The organism is Hyperthermus butylicus DSM 5456, assembly GCF_000015145.1.
Classification (GTDB): domain Archaea; phylum Thermoproteota; class Thermoprotei_A; order Sulfolobales; family Pyrodictiaceae; genus Hyperthermus; species Hyperthermus butylicus.
Window position 1 is genome coordinate 467,360 of sequence record NC_008818.1, and the last position, 21,651, is coordinate 489,010.

General features: G+C 51.4%; 19 protein-coding genes. 11 read left to right on the plus strand and 8 right to left on the minus strand.

Annotation, left to right across the window (positions count from 1 at the left end; genetic code table 11):
* The first annotated feature begins 29 nt into the window (after positions 1-29).
* The 3 genes from hisC (at position 30) to HBUT_RS02555 (ending at position 2,424) form a co-directional block, all read left to right on the plus strand.
* Positions 30-1,127: a histidinol-phosphate transaminase gene (hisC, locus tag HBUT_RS02545; RefSeq protein WP_011821668.1), complete on the plus strand. Its 1,098-nt coding sequence runs from the start codon at positions 30-32 to the stop codon at positions 1,125-1,127.
* Between the two features lie 249 nt (positions 1,128-1,376).
* Positions 1,377-1,835 carry a hypothetical protein gene (locus tag HBUT_RS02550; protein WP_011821669.1) on the plus strand — a complete coding sequence of 153 codons (459 nt, stop codon included), beginning with the start codon at positions 1,377-1,379 and terminating at the stop codon, positions 1,833-1,835.
* A gap of 73 nt (positions 1,836-1,908) precedes the next feature.
* Positions 1,909-2,424 carry a YbhB/YbcL family Raf kinase inhibitor-like protein gene (locus HBUT_RS02555; RefSeq protein ID WP_011821670.1) on the plus strand — a complete coding sequence of 172 codons (516 nt, stop codon included), beginning with the start codon at positions 1,909-1,911 and terminating at the stop codon, positions 2,422-2,424.
* Between the two features lie 348 nt (positions 2,425-2,772).
* On the opposite strand, the gene HBUT_RS02560 is transcribed toward HBUT_RS02555, so the two are convergent.
* A complete protein-coding gene (locus HBUT_RS02560; protein ID WP_011821671.1) occupies positions 2,773-3,516 on the minus strand; it encodes a phosphoribosyltransferase in 744 nt (247 codons plus the stop codon).
* A gap of 344 nt (positions 3,517-3,860) precedes the next feature.
* Between HBUT_RS02560 and amrS the strand changes: the two genes are divergently transcribed.
* Complete coding sequence (gene amrS / locus HBUT_RS02565; RefSeq protein WP_011821672.1) at positions 3,861-4,988, plus strand: AmmeMemoRadiSam system radical SAM enzyme; 1,128 nt, start codon at positions 3,861-3,863, stop codon at positions 4,986-4,988.
* Between the two features lie 437 nt (positions 4,989-5,425).
* Positions 5,426-6,004 (plus strand): helix-turn-helix domain-containing protein, encoded by a 579-nt coding sequence (locus tag HBUT_RS02570; protein WP_011821673.1) that lies wholly within the window; start codon positions 5,426-5,428, stop codon positions 6,002-6,004.
* 828 nt (positions 6,005-6,832) lie between these two features.
* On the opposite strand, the gene HBUT_RS02575 is transcribed toward HBUT_RS02570, so the two are convergent.
* From HBUT_RS02575 to HBUT_RS02585, 3 genes are all read right to left on the minus strand, one after another.
* Positions 6,833-8,305: a leucyl aminopeptidase gene (locus HBUT_RS02575; RefSeq protein ID WP_011821674.1), complete on the minus strand. Its 1,473-nt coding sequence runs from the start codon at positions 8,303-8,305 to the stop codon at positions 6,833-6,835.
* Between the two features lie 92 nt (positions 8,306-8,397).
* On the minus strand, positions 8,398-9,417 hold the full coding sequence (locus HBUT_RS02580; protein ID WP_011821675.1) for an FAD-dependent oxidoreductase: 1,020 nt from the start codon (positions 9,415-9,417) through the stop codon (positions 8,398-8,400).
* 219 nt (positions 9,418-9,636) lie between these two features.
* Complete coding sequence (locus HBUT_RS02585) at positions 9,637-10,809, minus strand: inositol-3-phosphate synthase (protein ID WP_011821676.1); 1,173 nt, start codon at positions 10,807-10,809, stop codon at positions 9,637-9,639.
* Positions 10,810-11,562: 753 nt separating this feature from the next.
* Here HBUT_RS02585 and HBUT_RS02590 point away from each other — a divergent pair.
* Positions 11,563-12,024: a hypothetical protein gene (locus HBUT_RS02590; RefSeq protein ID WP_011821677.1), complete on the plus strand. Its 462-nt coding sequence runs from the start codon at positions 11,563-11,565 to the stop codon at positions 12,022-12,024.
* Here the strand turns inward: HBUT_RS02590 and HBUT_RS02595 are convergent.
* From HBUT_RS02595 to HBUT_RS02605, 3 genes are read right to left on the minus strand one after another with little or no spacing between them, the layout of a single operon-like run.
* Entirely contained in the window at positions 12,021-12,989 is a 969-nt protein-coding gene (locus HBUT_RS02595) for a ribose 1,5-bisphosphate isomerase (protein ID WP_011821678.1), read from the minus strand. The two genes, HBUT_RS02590 and HBUT_RS02595, sit on opposite strands and share 4 nt — an antisense overlap.
* A 15-nt stretch (positions 12,990-13,004) precedes the next feature.
* Complete coding sequence (locus HBUT_RS02600) at positions 13,005-13,979, minus strand: eIF2B alpha/beta/delta subunit family protein (protein WP_011821679.1); 975 nt, start codon at positions 13,977-13,979, stop codon at positions 13,005-13,007.
* A 41-nt stretch (positions 13,980-14,020) separates the two neighbouring features.
* The gene (locus HBUT_RS02605) at positions 14,021-15,223 is read right to left on the minus strand and encodes an amidohydrolase family protein (protein WP_011821680.1); all 1,203 of its coding nucleotides are present in this window, start codon (positions 15,221-15,223) and stop codon (positions 14,021-14,023) included.
* Between the two features lie 98 nt (positions 15,224-15,321).
* Here HBUT_RS02605 and HBUT_RS02610 point away from each other — a divergent pair, with 98 nt between their 5' ends.
* The 3 genes from HBUT_RS02610 to HBUT_RS09450 all read left to right on the plus strand — a co-directional run bounded on the left by HBUT_RS02610 (position 15,322) and on the right by HBUT_RS09450 (position 16,927).
* Positions 15,322-15,801, plus strand: coding sequence for a MogA/MoaB family molybdenum cofactor biosynthesis protein (locus HBUT_RS02610; RefSeq protein WP_011821681.1), 480 nt, complete (start codon positions 15,322-15,324; stop codon positions 15,799-15,801).
* A gap of 19 nt (positions 15,802-15,820) precedes the next feature.
* Positions 15,821-16,648 (plus strand): SagB/ThcOx family dehydrogenase, encoded by an 828-nt coding sequence (locus tag HBUT_RS02615; RefSeq protein ID WP_011821682.1) that lies wholly within the window; start codon positions 15,821-15,823, stop codon positions 16,646-16,648.
* Between the two features lie 111 nt (positions 16,649-16,759).
* Positions 16,760-16,927, plus strand: coding sequence for a hypothetical protein (locus HBUT_RS09450; RefSeq protein ID WP_153801365.1), 168 nt, complete (start codon positions 16,760-16,762; stop codon positions 16,925-16,927).
* Between the two features lie 21 nt (positions 16,928-16,948).
* On the opposite strand, the gene rbcL is transcribed toward HBUT_RS09450, so the two are convergent.
* A complete protein-coding gene (gene rbcL, locus HBUT_RS02620) occupies positions 16,949-18,274 on the minus strand; it encodes a type III ribulose-bisphosphate carboxylase (RefSeq protein WP_011821683.1) in 1,326 nt (441 codons plus the stop codon).
* A gap of 83 nt (positions 18,275-18,357) precedes the next feature.
* Here rbcL and HBUT_RS02625 point away from each other — a divergent pair, with 83 nt between their 5' ends.
* The gene (locus HBUT_RS02625) at positions 18,358-20,868 is read left to right on the plus strand and encodes a C25 family cysteine peptidase (protein ID WP_011821684.1); all 2,511 of its coding nucleotides are present in this window, start codon (positions 18,358-18,360) and stop codon (positions 20,866-20,868) included.
* A gap of 38 nt (positions 20,869-20,906) precedes the next feature.
* Complete coding sequence (locus tag HBUT_RS02630; RefSeq protein WP_011821685.1) at positions 20,907-21,650, plus strand: phosphoglycolate phosphatase; 744 nt, start codon at positions 20,907-20,909, stop codon at positions 21,648-21,650.
* Position 21,651 lies beyond the last annotated feature (1 nt).

The following is a 21,651-nucleotide window of genomic DNA, read 5'->3' on the forward strand; positions in this document are numbered from 1 at the left end:
AACTCTATGCATAATAGCTGGTGTAACTTGTGACCGTTAGGATTAAACAGTGGCTTGAAAATGTTGGCGGTGGAGGGAAAAGCTACCGAGACTATAGTGGTGTTATAGCTAGGCTTGATCTCAACGAGCCCCCATTCCCGCCTTCGACACGAGTAATAGAAGCTGTAAAGGCTGAAGTTTTTAATGTCAATCGCTACCCGGAGCCAGGACTCATACGTAGGCTTGTAGAGCGCCTTGCTGAGTATAGCGATGTAGACGTTGACAACTTGGTCATTGGGACGGGTGCAGATTTGATTCTTCAGCAAACGTTTAATACTGTTGTTGAGCCTGGTTCCCTCGTGGTATATCCATATCCAGCATTCTTTGTCTATGACAAGATTATAGGTTTGCTTGGCGGTAAACCAGCTCGTATAGACCTCGTAGATGATGGTGATGTCTGGAAGCTCCCGCTAGAAAAGCTTGTCTCAGCGCTAGAGAGTAATGATGTACGTCTAGTCGTCATAGATAATCCGAATAATCCAACAGGCTCCCTACTCCTAGCCGATACTGCTGCGGCAAGGAGGATTCTTGATGCGGCCTCGGCTATTGGCGCCCTTGTAGTCATAGACGAGGCTTACTATGAGTTCTCCGGGGTTACATTTGCAAAGCTTGTGGATAGCTATGATAACCTCGTCGTAGTACGGACTATGAGCAAGGCCTTTGCCTTAGCTGGTATGAGGATAGGCTATGCGATAGCATCCCGTAAGATAGCTGGGATTCTCAGAAAACTGCTTCCGCCATTCCCTCCGAGACTTAGCATAGTAGCAGCACTAGCAGCCCTCGATGACATAGGGTATAGTAGGAAGCTAGTCGAGTGGGTTAAGCATGAGAGGGAATGGTTAAGGATCGAGCTAGCATCTATACCAGGTGTAAAGGTGTATCGTAGCACTACAAATTTCCTACTAGTACAGACTCCCGTGGAGAATGTTGTGGCAAAGCTGTCGGAGAAGGGTGTGGCTGTGCGCTCGGTACCGCTAGGCTCCGAGTGGATGAGGATCTCCGTCGGCTTACATGAGGAGAACCAGGCGGCGCTAGAGGCTCTCCGTGGTCTTGTTGTAGGAGATACAAGGCAAGCCAGTCAAGCTTGAAGTTTTTATTGTGGGTTCAATACGGACTCACACTGCTAACCACAACATTCGTAGTTATTAGCTTTCCAGAAAACGTTTTTGTAGTACAGTTTGCATCGACGGATGTTGTAGCTGCGCTAGCTGTGGCTTGCGATGTAATCAATCATCGCGGGCTCTCTGCTTCTACGTTAGGTCGTGTGAGAATGCTGTGCTGATAGGCCAGTTTAAGGGGGGTAACTGAGCACTCTATATGATTGGGGTCCGGAAAAGGTGCAGCCGCACATAGGGCAGCAAAAGGCAGAAGCTATACCCGAAACTGGATGGGTTGCGGCACTGAAAAGAATTCTAAATAGCCTCCAGGCTATTGTTTCAAGGGAGTTTTCAAGGCTTAGACGCGCAGGCACATGTAGCAGAGACTTCCTAGACTTTATAGATAGTCTTGAGGAGCGTGCAGCTAAAGAGATGGCTAACTATGGACTCCAGAAACTTAGTATTAGGGGTCCACCTCCTAAGGAGGATATCGTGCTCGGATGGTTTGCAATCGATAACATTGTAATCGAGCTAGGGCTCCGGGGAATCAACAAGTGTGGAGTCCTTGAAGAACTAACAGCGGGTAAGCCTCCGAGGGTCTATGCGAGAGTCTATGCTGAGGGACGTGTAGCATTCATACTTGAGGCAAGCCTTGAGGAGGAGCACATGGATACAGTGGAAGCCGGCTACATAATCTAGACACGGGCTAGGCTTGTTTAGCGTTACATCTAAATCTAAAGCTTGCGGTATGAGAGTGTACGGTGTGGACTAGATGATATTGTTTCGTAGAAAACATAGAGACTACCTAGTGCGTGTCGGCGCAGAGTTTAGCCTATTGTCTCCTGCCTTCGGCGATGGGGAGAGGATACCGGTAAAGTATACCTGCGATGGTGACGATGTCTCGCCTCCGCTTGAGTGGAGCGGGCAGCCAGGCTCGGCTGCAAGCTACCTACTCATAGTCTATGATCCCGACGCGCCGCTAGGCACGTTCATACACTGGGTGCTCTACGATATACCCGGCCAAGTAACAGCTCTGCCTGAAGGAGTGCCCAGGGATCCCGTAATTGAGGGTCTAGGTATTCAGGGACGGAACGATTTCGGGGGCATCGGCTACGGTGGACCCTGTCCTCCATCTGGCGATAAGCCGCACCGATACATCTTCGCGCTCCATGCACTTAGTGTAGAAAGTCTTGAATTAAAACCAGGTGCGACGGCTGCGGAGGTTCTTGAGCGTGCACGACAATACGTTGTAGGTTATGCGGTACTTGTCGGAACGTATTCCAGATAGGCTCTATGTTCCTTCTTTGCCGGTTGTGGAGGAGCCCAATCTACATATGGTATGGTTCTGGGATAGTGATATACAAGTTGATTTAGGCTCCGAGCTGGAACAGCAGAGGAGGTGTCTTCTGTCCAGTAACCAGTAGATGGGGCTAGAGCATTCGTGTGCTTTCAAAAAGCTAGGAGTCTAGATGACAAGCTATCTCCAGCGGTTGCGGTTACGAGTTGTGTATTACATTTCCTTCTAACGCTACTGCTAGCTGGCTTGGAAACTAATGCAAGATAGTAGTCGAACAGTGCAAGCAGGGATGTAGCATCAGCAAGGCTCCTTCACTAGCGTCTAGAGTGAAGTGTATGGCTAACTGCTACCCTGTCTTTGGCACTCTAGCCCAACCCTATAATAGTATTGGGCCTCATCATCGCTTACATCGTGCCATTCCAGGTAGGCGTCAGCTACGGCGAAGTAGGGGCCGCTACGTAGGTTGGCAACAGCTACCAGTTCAGTATACTTTGAAACCATTAGCGAGCCATCAATGCTGCCGGTTGGTGCAGCGGCAATTACTCTAGAGGCGCCGAGCTTACGCAAAAACTGTACGCCAACAGCCATAGTATAGCCAGTAGCGATCCCATCGTCCACGAGTAATACCGTCATGCCGTTGAGGCTTGGGTAGTTTGTTGATCCTCGTATACGCCTAGTGCGCTCCTCTATATAGTTACTCAGCTTTCGGGCAATGATTTTGACATCCTCCTTGCTGTAGCCTAGCCTCCCGGCAACATCCTCGTCGTAGAGCAATGTGCCGTCGAGAGCTACAGCGCCGAAGCCGGCCTCGCTTGTCCAAGGGAAAGTTATCTTCTTCACGACTATAGCGTCAAAGGCTACCCCGAGTTTGCATGCAGTAGTTGCCGCGACGGGTACCCCTCCAGCAGCAAGTCCAAAGACGTAGTCTGTCCTTACCCCGATAGCATGGATAAACTCTGCTAGCACCTCGCCAGCATGGATGCGATCCCGGAATACTGGCTGTTTCCAGCTAAGCTCTGAGCAGTAGACGACACGGTCTCCGCTGGGCTCGTAGGCTCTTGGTGTGCAAGTCTCTCCGGCCAAGGCTAGGGATACACCTTATAGAGAGTAGTCAGCTAGCCCTGATATATGGGGTGGATGAGGTAGTAGGGACGTACCGACCGGCCCCAGGGATGTGGATAGGTGGAGCGACCCTGACACCCTCCGAGCTTCGTGGCAACTATCCTTGAAGTTGGTGTTAATGGTCTTCGCAATGCTTGTCTATAGTCGTGGTGTGATGTTTCTGCATCTAGTGCTTCCTAATAGCGTTCTATGTCTCCTGTCTACGGTTACGCATATCTCAGCAATTGTGCCAAGCTGCATGGATACTGATACTATAATATTAGTGGTTAAGTCTACACAACAATATAGGGATGGGTGAGCAGGTTATGGAAATAAGCGTTAACAGGCATGGGAAAGGCGATGAAGAGCTACTCCATAAACCCCATGTAAGGGAAGCAATGCTATGGGAACCCCTAAGGGATAGACCTGGCTATGTACGCTGCAGCCTCTGTGCTCGCCGTTGCATCATAGCTCCGGGCCGCTACGGCGTCTGCGGGGTAAGGAAGAATATTAACGGGAAGCTTTACACGCTCGTCTACGGCTTGCTAACAGCAATGAATATTGATCCTATTGAGAAGAAGCCGCTCTACCACTTCGAGCCCGGCAGTGGAGTACTATCAATAAGCACTGTCGGCTGCAACTTCTTCTGCCAGTTCTGCCAGAACTGGGAGATAAGCCAGTCAAGGCTAGAGCGGGGCCTCTACGGTCACTACGTGCCGCCAGATGAGGTTGTGAGGAAAGCCCTAGATTTCGGGGCAGAGGGCATAGCCTACACCTATAACGAGCCAACAATATTCTTCGAGTACATGTACGACGTGGCTAGGCTTGCAAAGAAGCATAACCTCTACAACGTAATGGTTACCAATGGCTACATTACACCCGAGGCCATAAGGATGATAGGCCCCTACATGGACGGAGCGACCGTCGACTTTAAGGGCAGTGGAAACCCAGAGTTCTACCGCAAGTTCATGGCTGTACCCGACCCATCCCCAATCTACGACGCATTGCTGGAGATGAAGAAGCAAGGATGGTGGATAGAGATAACAAACCTGGTAGTCCCCAAGTATGGCGATAGGGAGGAGGATCTTCGGAGGCTTGCGAGATGGATAGTCGAGAATCTCGGGCCAGACATACCATTCCACCTGCTACGATTCCACCCAGACTACAGACTACTCAACCTACCACCAACACCGGTTGAGACCCTAGAAAAGTTGGCAAAGATAGCCAAGGAGGAGGGCTTACACTACGTCTACATAGGCAACGTGTGGGGTCATCCCCTAGAGAACACGTATTGCCCCAAGTGCAATTATGCCGTGGTAGAGAGAAGAGGCTTCACCATAATAGCATGGCGTCTCACAAAGGACAATCAGTGCCCAAAGTGCGGTCACCGAATAGCGATACGAGGAAAATTCCATGGTGGTGGAGGTGTAATACTACCACTAATGGTGTACTAGCTCATTGCTAGGCAAGTTGTTGTTCCGGCCTACAACATAGGTGGCACACCTAGATGAAAGCCTCCTGGAGCAACATTAGGGAATACCATATAGCTCCACTTTACTTCGCAATGACTCTCTTAACTCAGCTATACTACACATCTACTATTTTTCACCTCTATTGAATCGTTATGAACAGTGTATGGCGGAGGCGGGTGGAGTATGGTAGTTCTAGCATGTGGCTTGTGCATGTCTAAATAGGATCCTATACGCTTATGATTCTAAAGCTCTAAAGGTCTCATGTCCGGCTCGAAGCTATACGACTAGTCCCGGCTCAGTCTTTAGCGTCTGTTTAAACTGTGAGCTTCTAAATCAATAGCAGCACGTCAAAGGTTTATATATTTCAACTTGTGCGGTATTAATTTAGATAGAGTTGGGAGCAGTTAGGGTGATGTATAGTGGTCGAGCAGGAGACTCCCATCAAGATGCGCGAAGTAAAGATTCCCGTTGAGGTTCCAGTAAGGCCAGTGTCGAAGAGGGAGATTAAGCAGCTAGAAGCAGTACTAATCATAGGCACATTGTTCAGACCCGATGTGCTTCAAGCAGCACTGAGCAAAGAGGAGTTCCTAACATGGGTTGATAGCCTTGCTGTTGCAGCAGCTGCGCTAGCAATGGAGAAGGCTGGCTACACGGTCTCCCAGATAGCTGAGGAGCTAGGTCGCACTGAGGCAACTATAAGGCGGCACTTGAAGGGCGAGACCAAAGCTGGCAAGCTGGTTCGCGAGACCTATGATATGCTCATCAGGGGTGAGCTAAAGCTAGCAGTACCAATAGTCAGCCCGGAGGCCGAGGAGGAGCTAAAGAAGCTAGATGAGCAGGTAAAACAGCTCGAGGAGGAGCTAGGTAAGCTCCGTGCCGAGAACACCGAGTTGAGGGAGAGACTCCAGAGGCTCGAGGAGGCAAAGAAGAAGGCAGCCGAGCAGTTAGGCAAAGCTATCGAGGCGCTCCAAGAGGCAAAAAGGGCGCTAGAGGCCTAACCCCTTATTTGCCTCCAGGTAGCGAATTTTTCACCTTCGCCCTGGTACTCCACGAGTTCCACTAGCTCCCTTAGCAAGCAGCTCCTCGTCAATATCCTCTACCCAGAGCCCCCGCGGGCTTCAGTATCTTCTCCACATGACTGAGTTCGGGAGCGGACAGCTGCAGTTGCAACAATGTATGCGATAGGATCAGCCGGTGCTATCAGGGGGCGGAGGGCCACCTCCAGCTAGCAGCTCAATATGGGAACCAAGAACACGCACGAAAACCTTGTGGGCTTTTACGGGTTTCTCGCCAGCAGCTTAACCAATGGCCCGGCTGGCAGGCATGTTGGAACAGTAATGTAGGTCCTTGAAGGTCTACATGAGCCAGAATACCAGCTACAACCTCAAGGTTTCACTTGAGTCATTTAAGTCGTGAACAAGCATGGTCTAGCTATAAACGCGCTCCGATACTAGTGGCTAAAGAGTACAATGCTTTCAGCAACTGTCTCAAAGTCTAGGCTCGGATAGGGCTTGTTAACAAGCCGCAAAGAGCACAATAAGCTGGCGTCAATACCCTGCTCCTTAACTAGCTGTACATGTATACATATGCAGTGAGCTCGCTTGTAACACTTGTTAGTGGTATTTCAATGCCTATCTCTACATAGGCAATAAAGGGGTCAGTATTGTATCCGAGGGCAAATTCAATGCCATAACAGACTTTGTAAATTGTATAAGATTATCGCTATTATACACTTGCTCTCAAGCTAAAATAAAATGATAACTGTAGGTGAACATTTTGTATTGATGGCAAATGGGTTGAAGTTGTTTTATGTTAGATTATATCAATTATATCAAGAGTCTTAGGAATTCGACTAGTGTTCTTACGCCCCATCCGGTGGCGCCCTTCTCGTAGTATGGTTTCCAGGGCCCCTTCTCCTGAACCCAGGCTGTGCCAGCGATGTCCAAATGTGCCCATGGTCTGTCGCCGACGAACTTTTCGAGGAACTTTGCAGCCGTTATTGCGCCTGCTGGCCGGCCCCCAACGTTGTTTGTGTCGGCTACATGGCTTTCGAGTTGTTTGGCGTAGACAGGCCATAGCGGCATTTTCCATACGGGCTCGCCTGCGATCCATGCTGCTCTTTCGACCATTGAGGCTAGCTGGTCGTTGTTGCTGAATAGTGCTGCTGCGTGGTTGCCTAGGGCTACTACTGCTGCACCGGTTAGTGTTGCGAAGTCGAACATGTAGTCTGGCTTATACTTCTCTGCAGCATAGGCGAGTGCGTCAGCCATTATGAGTCTGCCCTCGGCATCGGTGTTGCCTATCTCCACGGTGGTGCCGTTGTACATTCTTATAACATCGAGTGGTTTGTAAGCACGGCCGCTTGGTAGGTTCTCCACGGCTGGTACGAGGGCTACCATGTTTACTGGCAGTCTAAGCAGAGCAGCTGCAACCACGGCACCTATAGCGGCAGCACCACCGCTCTTATCAAACTTCATCTCCTGCATAGCCTGTGGCGGTTTGAGATCTAAGCCGCCAGCATCGAAGACTACCGCCTTGCCCACAACGGCTATCCTCTTGCCACCACTGTTGTACTCTAGTATTATGAGGCGTGGCTCTACATTGCTGCCAGAGCCAACAGCTAGTATGCCACCCATGCCAAGGCTCTCCAAGTCTGACCTATATAGAACCCTTATAGTGAGGCCCAGCCGGGATGCAAGCTCTCTAGCCTTCTCCTCAAGCTTCTCTGGGCTCAGCCTATTGGCTGGCGCATTTGCTATATCCCTAGCTACCCTTACAGCCTCCGCTATAGCCTTAGCAGTCTCAACAGCTTTCTCGTCGCCGGGCTCTAGCCTTACCTCCTCGAGGATGTGCGGCTTCTCCTCCCTCTCCCGTAGGCTGTATACGTAGTTTGCCATGTCCGCTGCCACGAGGGCTTGTTCAACACTCCAAACAGTATCCCTGCCGGCTGTCTCAGCAGCCTTCTCTAGCAACTCCTCGTGCACTACGACACCGAGCCTCTTTATGCTCTTCTTGCTCCTTGCAAGCTTGACTGCAGAGGCGACGGCAACCCTTAATCTCTCAGCATCGCCGAACCACTCGTTACCCCCGGCACCGGCAAGTATAACCCTCTTAACAGTAGCACTAGACTCGTAGATCAGAATCGTCTCCTCAAGCTTCCCTTTAAAGTCGCCGAGTTCAATAACGGTCCGCACGGTATCGCCAAAGCCCTTAAGCCATTCTAGCTGCTTCTCGCCAGCAACATAGGCTATAGCATCCACGCCATTACGGGCGTTGCCAACGCGGAGAAGGGTCGACAAGGGGTCTAGCACCAGGTATCTGGAAGAATCACCCTAATTCTTTAAAAATAGAACTACGGGCTATGCCGGAGATTGGATTGTGAGGAGCGGGACTAACTCCTCCAGCCTATCTCCCTGTTGAGATACTTCTCTATCGCTTTGGCAGCGTCTAGGCCTCCCTTCATCGCAATGCCTATCAGACTAGCACCGTGTTCAACGTCGCCAGCAGCGAACACTGGCTCTCTAGTGGTCCTCTTGTACTCGTCAACATCTATTGTGCCGTCCGGCCTAAGCTTTATGCCCAGCTGCTCTACATTGCATGGTGGTGTTGGTTTGAGCCCTATGGCTTCAAGGACGAGGTCCGCCTCTATTGTGAAATACTCACCAGTACCCACGGGCTTGGGCCTCTTGGAGCCGGGTTGCTCAACAAGCTTCATCCTTTCAAACTTGACTGCGGCAACACGCTTACCACTTGGATCTGGTATGTACTCTACCGGTGAGGCTAGCTCAATGATCTTCGCACCAGCTTCTTCGGCTTCCCTGAACCCCCTTTCACCCGCGGGAGCGTATTGGCGTATACGTCTATACACCATGTAGACCTCCTTAGCTCCAAGCCACTTTGAGACATGAACAGCGTCTACAGCTGTGAGGCCGCCACCTATAACAACGACCCTTTCGCCTATCGGCGGCTTCTCACTCTTATACCCGTACTTCCACATGTGGTAGTCTACGATCCACTCCATAGCCGGATATATGCCTTCAAGATTTGCGCCCGGGATGTTTAGTCTGGCACTCTCCCAGGTGCCAGTCGCTATCAGTACCGCGTCATAGTTGTTTATTAGCTCCTCGAGCGAGACATCTCTACACACCGTGATGTTCTGCCTAAACTCTACGCCTAGCTCATGCAGCTCTTTAATACCTTCACGCACCTTAGCCTTGTTAATATGTATCTCAAGGACGCCAAATATTAGGAAACCACCAGGCTCGGGATTCCTATCGAATACAGTAACGTTGAAGCCCCTACAACGTAGGTAACCGGCAGCGTAGAGGCCGGCCGGGCCAGCACCGATAATTGCTATCCTCTCGCTGCGTGGCTCTGCTTGGCCAGGCTTGCAGCCTACGATGAATCTCAACGTAGGGCACCGTATGCATTGTATATGGTGAATCGTTTAAGAAGAATTCGTATACGGGTGGAATATCGGTAGAATAGTACAAATGTACAAATAGCTATACCAATGTTTTATCTTGAAGAAACTGTTGGATATGGGATATTGTGGCGTGTGCTCTGGGCTCTAGGAGAAAAATCAAGCTAGTAATGACAGTAAAACCTTGAAGAGGGTTTCAGTTATAGCTTAGGCCCTTATTATGCCAGTCTTCTTGAGGTAGTCTATGAGGGCGTAGTAGGCCCTTATCCTGGACATGTTCTTAGAGCCGCGTGGTCCTGGATCCTTCATGTAGAATGCGTTTACCTCGTATGCTGTGCCGTAGATGCCTCGTTCTGTTAGTGTCTTGCCTATCCTTGCTAGGTCCACTAGGAGGCCTGCTAGTGCGGGGCTATCGTTTATCCTCATGTTGACTACTAGCTCGTCCTCGAGGCCGTTGAATGTCTTCCACCATATGTGCATTGAGACGAACTTCTTGTCGCCAAGTGGTTCTAGGTATCCTGTGGGCTTGATGAAGTGTGGTGCGTCATAGCCTAGTATGTCTTTCACAATGCTGCTCTTGGTTTCCTCCTTCATCTTGTTCCTCTCAGGTATTGTTAGTGCTAGGAAGTCGGTGTTGCCGCCGATATTGAACTGGGCTATTGAGTGTACGTAGCGGTTGCGCTCGGCAAGGTGTTCTAGTAGGTCGGCTGTTAGCGGTGTTGCACCAGTAGCTCCGTCATCACCTAGCACTATGCTCTTAGCCTCCTCGTACAGCTTCACGATGGCATCATCGCGTGCCAGCGGGCTCGGTATAACGTTGACTAGGGCTACGGATCTGCCAGTGTCCTTCGCGTATAGGTACGCTGCATAGGCATAGGCGTGGCTTGCACTTAGCCTGTCCCTGTCATCTCTCTCTACAGCTTTGACTAGGTCCTCAACCTTGTGGAATGGCTTAGCGGGCTCTGTAGTGGCAACAATCATGACGACGTCTGGCTGTAGCTTCTTCCACTCCTCGACTAGGGCCTCTATTGCTGCCCTCACGGAGCCTAGTTCGTCCTCCAGACCCTTAGCCTTGAATGGTAGGCCGCGTAGACTGCCTAGGTGTATGCCGCGCCTAACCGTTATAGACTTCAATGTCTCTGGTACTGGTAGGATATCACCCACAGCCTTCTTGGCAACTTCGTAGACGGTCTTGCCAACTTTTTCCTCGTCAACATCGTAGCTACCAACAAGCTCTATATCCTTGATATCGTATACCAGCTGGTACTTTGCCAGTGGTACACCGTAGGGCTCCAGTTCGCCCCTCTTTATCCTTTCAATACCGACTGCGAAGTGTGTAGCCACGAGGCCCTGGCCGACTAGTATCACGCGTACAGCCATTCTCACCACCCCCTATGCCCTTGAAACTATGAAGCTTGTTTTGGTGGGATAGACTAATGTATAGGGTGGGTATGTTGTCTAGATGGAGCTGGCCTAGAACTCCCTAGAGTTGGTTAGGGAGTTCACTTAGGCCAACTTGAGGCTCCGAGACACACCCTTATACGTGGAGCCTCAATTTAAACCCTCTCCTAATGCTAGCCTAGTAGACACTATAACTCGTGTTCAAGTATTATGAATGATGGTTTGGAGACGTTGATTGTGGCATAGAGAGATACGATACAGTGGTTTGGGTGTACAACAATGGCAGGAATGGATATGGCTTACGCGGTATGTGTCATCGGTGCTGCCTAGTGCCAGTGGTAGGGGTTTGTGTAGTCTTGATGCTGCTGTTGCGAATGCTAGCAAGGCTCAAGGCTTCTTTGTCAGCTCAAGGGCAGCAGCGAGGATACGGTCAATGTGCTAAGTGTGGTCCCCTCCTAAGCTTGCAGCCAAGGTGTCTGCAAAGCCTTGCCCGAAGTCCTCTAGGCCCTCACGAGCTGCCAATGTAGGTGTAGAACCCAGCATAGGGTGACATGTCTACCTGCAGTCCAGGTTTCTATGCTCTGCTCTCGTTGATACGTACTAGTAGCAATGTAGGGTCCTGGAGCTGTTGGTAATATATACCGTGTATCTTTGCACAAATCTGCTCCACGACCGTCACGCTCTTATCGGTGCCTGTCACTTGCCAAACTAGTAAAGGTCGGGTGGGCCGATATGGAGTTTGAGGAGAAGCTTGTCGAGACTGGGATTCCCGGTCACAGCTCGTCCAAGGACTGGGCTAAGAGGATTCAGAGCTTCCTCCGAGAGAAGGGTATAAGCTTTGAAGCTGAGGGCGAGAACATAAGAATCCATGTGGACGGTGTGACCGTGGAGGTTACAGAGGCACCGAGCGGCGAGAACTATGCAGTAGTGATAACGTTGCCTCTTCCGGCGTCTTCCAGTGAGGCTGATGAGCAGACCCGTGGCACAATAGACGCTGGGTTCAAGCTTGCAGGGCTGCTAGACGCTGAGGAGTTGGGCTATGAACTCGACACAAGTATACCTGGCTATCCGAGCCTAAGGATAGTCGTGGAATACAAGGATCCAAATAAGCTAGCCGACAAGCTCATCGATGCCCTCGAAAAATACGGTGTTGAAGGGGGATCTAGTGGCGAAGCTTTCGAGGTTGAGGGCTAGCCTGAATCCTCCTCCACGCCCGGTAGTCGGGACTCTGAGGGTTTTCTATGGAATAGCTCCCAGAGCATTAGCGCAGCCGACTTTGGCGGGATGATGCCTCTTTCGGTAACAATCATGTCTATATAGTCTGGCGGTGTAGCGTCAAATGCTGGATTTCTAACCTTAACACCGGGAATGTGTGCTGGCAGTACCTCCTCAGCAGGTCTTTCCTCAATCTCTACCGGCTGGCCGACGACTGTATAGGGGCTAAACTTGTAGGTCTCTGTTGCAACGATGAAGGGTATTCTGAATAGTCTTGCTGCGAGGGCTATCTGGCTTGTACCAATCTTATTTATCACGGCTCCGTTGGCGGTAACTGTGTCTGCGCCAACGATCACCTTGGTTATTCGTTTAGACTCCATCACTTGTAGAACAGCAGCATCTGGTATAAGAGTGACAGGTATGCCCTCCATGGCTAAATCCATGGAGGTTATGTGGCCCTGGTATCTTGGCCTAGTCTCGGTTGCATAGACCTCGAAGCGCTTACCCTGCCTCCACGCGGTTATGAGTATCGACTCTACGGCCTTGCTATTGCAGTGTGTCAGTATTCTGTCGCCAGTCTTTATGAGTCTTGCCCCTATCTCTCCTATCTTCTTAAGGGCTTGCTCCGAGTATTCTATGAAGCTTCTAGCAGCTTCTATAACAGCCTTCCTTACCTCCTCAACGCTTGTATAACGTCTTTCTTCAAGGACTCTTAGGACATAATTAACAGCATTAGGTAGGCTCACAGCTGTGGGCCTAGTGGATATGAGTAGCTCGCCGGTAGCACGCATATAGTTTACAAACTCGTCCACACTGCCTCCCTGAAACCTCTCGGCAGCAATCATTAATGCCCGAGCTGCAGCCTTCGCTATCCTGCCCGCCCCACGTATCTTCATAGTCTTAATGTCCTCGGCTATGCTTGTGACCTCCTCCGGAAACTCCACGTAGGTCACCTCCTCTTAGGATGGTTTTGCACCTATCTTCTTTAGCTCCTCCCTAGCCTTGGTGAATAGTTTTTCGAGGCTCTCAAGCCTTGGCGGCCACTCTCCAAATTCCTCCTTGACTAGCAGGGGTACAGCCTCCGGCGCTATGAGCCCCTTCTCAGTGGCAAGTGCATCTATGAGGTGTGGAGGTACGAACTCGAAGAGTGGCGCGTAGCCTTTAATGCCTAGCTTCTTGTGGCTCTCCGGTACTATCTCCTCTTGCAATGCTGGCGACTCCACCATTAGCCCATAGACGGTTTCGGGGTAGAACTTGTATGTTCCCGCTACGACAATCACTCTAACCCTTGACTCGTTGGCTGCAAGTGCCAGTAGCCCTGCACCGGTCCTCGCTATGATGCTTCCATCGGCTGTTACTGCGTCAGCGCCTATCAATGCCTTTGTTGCCTCACGCGCCATAAACCTCATTGCAGAGTCCACGATGAGTGTTACGTCTATCTCCAGTTTTGTGAGCGCCTTGGCCATCTCGATGCCGTCTAACACGGGCCGCGACTCTGCTACTATGACGCGTATAGTCTTGCCCATTGCCACAGCCTTCTCTATGGTCCTCAGCACGCTCCTGCTATAGCTGTGCGTCAATACAGTATCTCCGTTTTCTAGCCTCCGGGCGGCGATCTCTGCTGCAGCCTCGGTCTCTTCTATCATTCTCCTCAGCAGCTTCTCAACATTTTCCTCGACAAGCTCTTTAAGCCTTGGTATGTTATCATATTCTCCATGGGCGATAACAGTCAGTAGCTCGCGAGAAGCATTGATGAGGGGTGCTGAGAAGGGCCTCGCAGCGAGGCTAGCCTCGAGATAGTCTAGTGCCTCTAGTAGCCCCCACACATCTTTAGCGCTTGATATGAGCTGGCGGAACTTCTTTAGGACTTCCTCAGTAGCCTCAGTGGCTCCAAGCATGTTGATGCCTAGGGAGGGGCTTTCCGGTTTAGACAAGGCCCTATAACACCTAGGCTATACACCTTACAATACCCCCTTCAAAAACTATCCTCCTCGGCGTGGACTATTCTCCCGGCAATGATCGTGTAGACAGGTTTGCCGCCAGCTAGCAGTGCAAGGGCAGGGTTTCTTGTGAGGAGGCTCTGGGACAGTCCTCTTACGCGGTAGACCACGAGATCTCCTGGCGAGCCATGCTCTATCTTGCCGGTTGCTGTGAAGGATAGTATGTTTGCTGAGCCCTCGCTAGCAGCTGAAAAGACGTCGGCGGCGCCGACCCTGCTATCCCAGTATACGTAGCGCTGGAGGAGCAACTCTACTGTAGCGGCTAGGCGGAGATCAAGGAAGGAGTCCACAAGGCCTAGGCCTAAGCCGACACGTATACCAGCATCCAACGCCTCTCTCAGTGGGAAGTGGCCGCCAGCCCCATGCAGCATGTCATGCACCGGGTTGTGGACTATTGCTGAGCCCCTGGAAGCTATGTAGCCCAACTCCCAGCTTGAAACCCAGCCACCACCAACAATAACCGTATCCTTGCCTAGCACGCCTAGCTTCTCTAGCCTCTCAACGGGGAAGAGCCCCCACTTCTTCTTAGACTCATACACATCCCTCTTACTAGTTGAAGCATGTATAAATAGAGGTATGCTCTTACTGCGTGCCAGTCTTACAAGCTCTTGTAGCTCTTTGTCATCGACAAGCCTTGATGCAAAAACTTCAATGCCAATAGACATTAAGTCTCCATAGTTCCCTAGCTGGTTGCATTGCTTGTCAAGCTCGGAGGCAAGTCTCTCTACATGGCTCCAGTTGGGGATGTAGGCTATGTTTGTCTGCACCCTCAATCCATGCTCTAGAAGCGTTTTGGCAGCTGGGAGCGGGTCCACGGTAGCTATGGCGGCTCCACACATCCCGAGACTCGGAAGCTCTGTTGCTAGCCTTTCTGCAGTTTGTATTAGTCTTTCCCCGCTGAGCCTAGCAGCTTCGAGTAGTGCATCATCAAGTTCTCCGTGCATCACGCTGCTGTAATCGGTGCCCAACGGAGCTAGAACCATGTTAGCAACATACATGCAGGGTGCGACTACAAGCTCTTCTTTACAGTCAACCTCAACAACATCACGGCCCTTTACAGCCGAGGGAGCAGTCATTAACCCGTCTACCACGGCTATGTCGGCTGGGCCCTCAATGCCGCAACGGGCACAGCGCAGCAGTAGGCAGCGCCTTAGCACGATAGCCTCCGGAGCCTTCACGGCTCTCTGCCCCAGGCGAGTCATTGACGACTACTGGTGACAGCCGGGGTAACAGCTACATCTACCCAACGCCTATGCCGTGAGATGGGGTGGGTCTATTGCTTCGCTGGGCTATAGTCGTTACCAGCGACAAGGTGAAGGCTAACCCCGAGCTTGACCAGATAACCCCGATGGCGAGAGAACTCATTGCCGCGAGGGGCCACGATATCGTCTATACTGCTATCGCTGGAAATGATAAAGTCGAGATACTCCATGCTATTGCCGAAGCTCTTGCGAGAGGGGCCGATGTGGTACTGGTAACCGGTGGCACGGGACCCAACCCGAGGGATGTATCAGCGGATATTGTCTATTCCCTATGTGAGCGAGCACTACCTGGTATTGGTGAGGAGTTTAGGAGGAGAAGCATCGAGAAGGGAGTCGTAAACGCTATGCTAAGCCGTGCAGGTGCCTGTGGATTCGCGGGTAGAGTGCTAGCCGTCAGTCCAGGCAACCCTGATGCTGCAAGACTCATGTTGGAGTTACTATTCGAAATAGCTGGGCATGTTGTTGAACAGCTTAGAGGGGCTAAGCACAGCTAGGACTAGTGGATAGGGCGACATGCATGAAGTAGGTATGCTCTGCAAGCTCCTCAAAATCCTGGCCTCGAGACTGTCGAGGGCTGAGCAGAAGCTCCTGGAGAGAGGGCTACGGGAGGCAGCACGCAAAGGAGATGTCGCTGCACTCTACCATTACTCAACGCTGATAGGGAGAACAGTATATATGGAGAAGCCGTCCCCGTCATGGCCAGGCTTCTTCAAGGAGTACACGGGTTGCCAGCGGCTAGCCAGGCTGCCACCACCGGTCAGCACGGGCGGGCTCGATGTCCTCGAGGCTATAAGGAGGCGGAGAAGTAGACGCAGCTACTCTCCGAAACCGCCAAGCCTTGAACACGTTGCAACGCTACTCTACTACGCGGTTGGGGTTACAGGGTGGAATGCCGAGTGGCCGCTACGTAGCTACCCCTCAGCCGGCGGTCTCCAGCCCCTTGAGGCGTATCTCGTTGCAGGTAGTGTGGAGGATCTCGAGAGCGGTATATATCACTACAATCCTCGCAGCCATAACCTCTGCATGCTGCGTCCTGGCAACTACATGACGAGACTAGCCGACATAAGCCTTGGCCAGGAACATGTCGGCGAGGCGCCAGCTGCAATCATACTCACTGCAGTCTATACCCGAACAGCAAGCAAGTATGGTGCAAGGGCATATCGATATATCCACGTAGACGCAGGTGCAGCTGTGCAGAATGTTTACCTTGCAGCTGAAGCTCTTGGACTTGCAACAGTTGTTGTCGGGGCCTTCCACGACGAAGAGCTGTGCAGTTTCCTCGGCATAGATTGTTACGAGGAGATACCCATAGCTGTAATGCCGTTCGGGTATCCTGGCTAACTAGTGGGAGTGTGGAACAGAGAGAACAGAAAATGTTTAGTTACCTCTCAAAAGGTTAGCTTTATAAGTAACAACACGAAATTGTTCCAATTATACTGTTGGGTGAGCGGTATGAGCTTCAGGCTACGCCGACTACTCCGCAGGCTAAAGGGAGGCAAGGTAGCTAGAAACGCCGATGTATCAGCAACATTCATGGCTGAGGCTAGCAGGAAGCAGAGAGGGTATGAGCTGGAGCTGCCACTAACAGTTGCAGCACTCTATAACACGGCAACAAGATAGATGTGAACGCGAAAATCGTGGCTAAACGGGTCTGACATAACCCCATTTTTCTAGTGCACGTGCCAGCTCACGGTGCTCCCTGGCATACTCGTCTAACGATATGCCCTTCATGGCTGCTTCTACTGCCTGCCTCACAGCTCTAGCACCAGCTTCTGGGCCATCGGGGTGGCCTAGAACTCCACCGCCAACCTGCATTATTATGTCCTTGCCCATAACCCTTATGACTTCCGGTAGTGTTCCTGGGTGTAGGCCTCCACTAGCAACTGGGAAGACGGGCTTAATATTGCTCCACGGCTGTTCTAGGTGGAAGAGGTCGCCCTCCTTGGGCCGGTAGTACTGCTCTCTAACAATCCTTGTATGCTCTAGAACCTCCCTAGTCTTTGCATCCATTTTGCCCACGCCGGGTGTCCCCACATGTACATGATCTACACCAGCCATCCTGGCTAGCTTGGCTACTAGGAACATTGAGACGCCATGCTTTGGGTTTCTCGTGAACGCTGCATGGAACGCGCGGTGGCCATGTATGGCCAGGTCGTATTCCTCTGCCAGCTCCCTCGCGTGTTGGAGGGCTGCCCAGCCAGCTGTGAGAAAGTCTATCATTATGAACTTGTTCCCATAGTCTGCCACAAGCTTTATACGCTTCTCCATCTCCCTTATTGGCGCTGTAACGTTTGCTAGGTAGCCTTTGCGCTCTCCTGTCTCTTTCTCGGCCCTATCAATAGCCTTCATTACCTCTTTAAGCCTAGCTTCAAACCTGCAGAAGGGCTGGCTTGCAAAGTTTTCATCGTCCTTAACTAGGTCTATGCCGCCGATAAGGATCTCATAGGCTACCCTGCCGTACTCCTCCGGGGTGTAACCGAGCTTTGGTTTTGGCACGGTTGCAAGTATCGGTCTATCCTTGATGCCGAGTATTTCGCGTACACCCTGGATGCCCTTATTCGGTCCTGGGAAGGTCTCAAGATAGCTTGGTGGGAAGTAGACGTCCTCGACACGGAGACCAGCAATAGCCTTCATGCCGAAGATGTTGCCTAGAATGCTGCTAGCAAAGTTTGGTATGCTGCCTTCCTCGAAAAGCTCGACAGGATATGCAACCCATACCAGCCAGCTTCCATCGCCAAGGTCATGGAATCGGTAAGCCTTAGCCTTTAGCTTCTCAAACCAGCTAGGCTTAACGCTCAATGTTGTCCAGGTACCCACGCTGCTTTCGGCAGCTATACGGCCAGCTGCATCCTTTATTGAAATGCCCTGGGCTGGTGTAACACGGAAAACGGCTATGACCTCGTCCTTGCCGGGCTTATAGCTTTCGTCGACAAACTCGAGGTAGATGCTGTCAAAGTGCTCGTGCATAGGGCTGTACACCTAGGAGGCCTAATCTCTAGAGTCGCTATAGCTCCAGGCTTATATATAATGGTGTCGCTGCAGCTGGACATGTGGTTGGAGAGTGGTTTGGAGGCTGTATAGGCGTGAGAATATTCATGTTCGTGGGGTTACTCCTAGCAATTGTAGCGGCAGTTGTACAGCCCATAGCTGCTCACGCCACGCCAGGAAATAACACTGCACGGATAGTTCTCGAGGGAGTTGTAGGCCCTAACGGCTATGCAGCAGTCTACGCAGAGTTATCCTATAAGGCTTGTAGAGTATCGGGGGTTGAGGGTGCTGCTAAGCCGGCCTTGGCAGCCAAGCCTGTTCTCTTTGCGTTTGCGCCGGATCCAGCCCTATGGCAAGCCTTGAACAACATAGCTGTAGCCTTACCAGCACAAGTGCAATCTACCATAGCTGTCGAGCCGGCTTACGACGGTGTTGAGGTTCTAGCAGTTGTACCCGGTAAGCCAGGCTCAAAGGTTAGTGTTGAATTGTCATGCCTGGGCTCCGGGATCAAAACCGATGAGGACGATGGGCCTGGAATGATTATAATTGTGCCTGATGATACTCTCGTTGAGATGTATGCAGAGGACATAGCTAAGCTGCATCGGGAGATGGGACTCAATGTACGCATAGTAACGACGAGCTATATTTATGAGAACTATCCCGAGGCTGAGCTGCCAAGTGACGTGTGTAGGCCTGGAGAGACGGCACCAGAATACAATGAGAGCCTTGCTGCAAAGATAATCTCGTTCCTTAGAGAAGCTGTTGATGCTGGTGTAAACTACGTACTTATTATTGGCGGTGCTGCTGAGGTGCCACCAGTCTATGTTTGTAGTCCTATTCTCTCAGAGCTTGTTAGCCCACGGGAGGCAGCCATACCTTCAGACTACTACTACTCAGACCCAGACTACGATAACTATCTCGAACTAGCTGTTGGCAGGATACCGTTTACCGATGCTCTAAGCCTCTCCATGTACGTTAACAGTTTGAAGCGGTGGGTAGAGGGCGGTAGCTGGCAGAACAACATGTTGCTAGCCGGCGGCGCCCCCTTCGCCACCTCGCTCATGATCGGGGAATCGGCAGCCGAGCAAGCATACACCATACTCTCCCAGCTTGAGAACACTGCCAGAAACATCCTTGGAATCAGTTTTGGCAACTACCTCGGCCAAAGCTTCACCAGCTACATAGGGCTTTACGGTCTCTACTACCTCGTAGCCCATGGTACTGGTAGTGCTATGCTCGACTACGTGCCTGGCGGCCTCTGGAACTACGACTTCGAGCTAAAGCTCTCCCAGGCAGAAATCCTTGGTGGCAAGCCAGCAGTATACCTCACACCAGCTTGCAGAGTCGGTTACTGGGACTACGACCTGACACAACCTCCATTCATTCCGCCAAGCATAGGTGTAAAACTTGTCTCTCGTGGTGCGGCAGTAGCATTCATAGGCTACTCTAGAATAGCTATTGAAGCTATAACCGGTATCAAGGGCGACAAGGGCCTAGTAAGAGTAGAGCTCTCGGGCGCTGATGCGCCACTCCTACTCTTCATGCAGCATTTACCTAATGCGCCAACACTCGGCGAGGCGTGGCGTCGTGCTGTGAACTCCTACCTACTAACGCCAGGTAGCCACTACGTAGCATTCATGGTTGAAGGCGAGGAGGAGATAGGCCATCTCGTGTCGAGGGAGGCAGTGTACCTTGGTGATCCAGCAGCGCCGAATCCCTGGTACCAGGCCAGTAACACTACCAGCACCGGTTGGGAGGCTCCACAGCTCCAGCCTCCCACGGGGGCTGTGGAGGTTGGTGTGGGCTTCGTAGCGATGCCAATAGCCAAGTACTCTGAGGGTGATATATGGGCGTTCAACCCAGCAGCTAACGAGACAGTCGAGCTAAGACTTGAGGGCAGCTGTCCAGCCTCGGTATCGGCGCTTGCGCTTTACCGGGTAGAAGGCTACGTATTCATAGACATGCAGGAACTAAATGTTACTACAACTAGTGGGGATGGCTACTGCGTAGTCATGGTTAACATTAAACGAGACAGTCCAGGTCTGGTCAGGCTTGTAACACTCTACAATGATGGTATAGGTGTATATTACTTCATAGCGGCGGGCAGCTACCTGGAGAACGATACCCTCCAAATACGCGGGCTAGACATATTAGAGACGATCGGTGATGAACCACTCATAGTAGAGGCTAACGGTACAGTTGTATCGGTACTGCCTGGCGGTGCTACAAGCATGGCTATAGCGCTGGAGGAACTACCGGCAGGCGCATATATTGTACAGGTAAGGCCGGTACATCGTTACGACCTAATTTACGGTGGTGACATAATTGCCAGAGAAATGGCTAAGATAGCGAAACTGTTCCAGGTAGAGGTCAGCGCTAACCCTAGAGGCTCCGAGGCCAATTCTGGTGGGGTGCAGGACAGCAAGCTAGCAGGTGATGAGTCTCCCTTAGTAGATGTTAGCCAGGATCTACACCGTGGCAATGAGGTATACCCAGTGTTCTATGCGGCAATAGCTGTCTCGGCAGTAATGCCGACAGCTATACTGCTAGTCTGGAGGAGGCAAAGACTATAGACTCTGCCACTCCTTTGCCCAGCAAGGGTTTTCCTGCATTGGCGGAAGCGGTGCGCATAGAGCTGCCAGCTAGGGTTTGCGGGTTAGCCCTAGACATTGATGGAACTCTCACTGAGAAGAAAAGGCTTGGCGAATTCAACATAAGCCTAGAAGCTGTTGAAGCTGTCCGCAGGGCTGAAGCAGCAGGTATACCGGTCATGCTTGTTACTGGCAACTCTGTATACGTTGTTGCAGGTGTAGCAAGATATATTGGTGCAAGTGGTCCCCACGTTGCTGAAAATGGCTGTATAGTGTACGATAATGGTACGATATACCGGGTTTGCCGGGATACTGCTCGGCGTGCTGCTAGACTTATAGAGGAGGAGCTAGCAGGAGTGCTAAAGCCGAGCTGGCAAAACCCCTGCAGGCTACACGACTACGCCTTCATACCAAAACTTCTTGAGCCTGGCGAGGCTCTTGAAGCTGTGAAGAGGGTACTCAGCTCTCGCGGTATAAACGTAAAGGTGGGGTTTAGCGGTTACGCTATACACCTACGTCCAGTGGATGCCAGTAAAGGTCGTGGGCTAAAACTAGCCCTAAAGCTTAGGGGTCTTGAGCCAGACTGTGTTGTAGCTGTTGGAGACTCGGTAATCGATCTTGAGATGAAGGATGCCGGTGTGATCCTAGCAGCTGTCGGGAATGCTGATGAGAAACTCAAGAAGAATGCAGATATTGTTCTCCCAGGAGAGAGTGGTAGGAGTGTTAAAGCGCTCATAGATGCTATACTTTCAAACCGGGGGTAGA

Coding starts and splice junctions, on each gene's coding strand:
- HBUT_RS02555 (WP_011821670.1), top strand. CDS start 1,909: ATGATATTGTTTCGTAGAAAACATAGAGACTACCTAGTGCGTGTCGGC.
- amrS (WP_011821672.1), top strand. CDS start 3,861: ATGGAAATAAGCGTTAACAGGCATGGGAAAGGCGATGAAGAGCTACTC.
- HBUT_RS02585 (WP_011821676.1), bottom strand. CDS start 10,809: ATGGCTGTACGCGTGATACTAGTCGGCCAGGGCCTCGTGGCTACACAC.
- HBUT_RS02590 (WP_011821677.1), top strand. CDS start 11,563: ATGGAGTTTGAGGAGAAGCTTGTCGAGACTGGGATTCCCGGTCACAGC.
- HBUT_RS02615 (WP_011821682.1), top strand. CDS start 15,821: ATGCATGAAGTAGGTATGCTCTGCAAGCTCCTCAAAATCCTGGCCTCG.
- HBUT_RS09450 (WP_153801365.1), top strand. CDS start 16,760: ATGAGCTTCAGGCTACGCCGACTACTCCGCAGGCTAAAGGGAGGCAAG.
- rbcL (WP_011821683.1), bottom strand. CDS start 18,274: ATGCACGAGCACTTTGACAGCATCTACCTCGAGTTTGTCGACGAAAGC.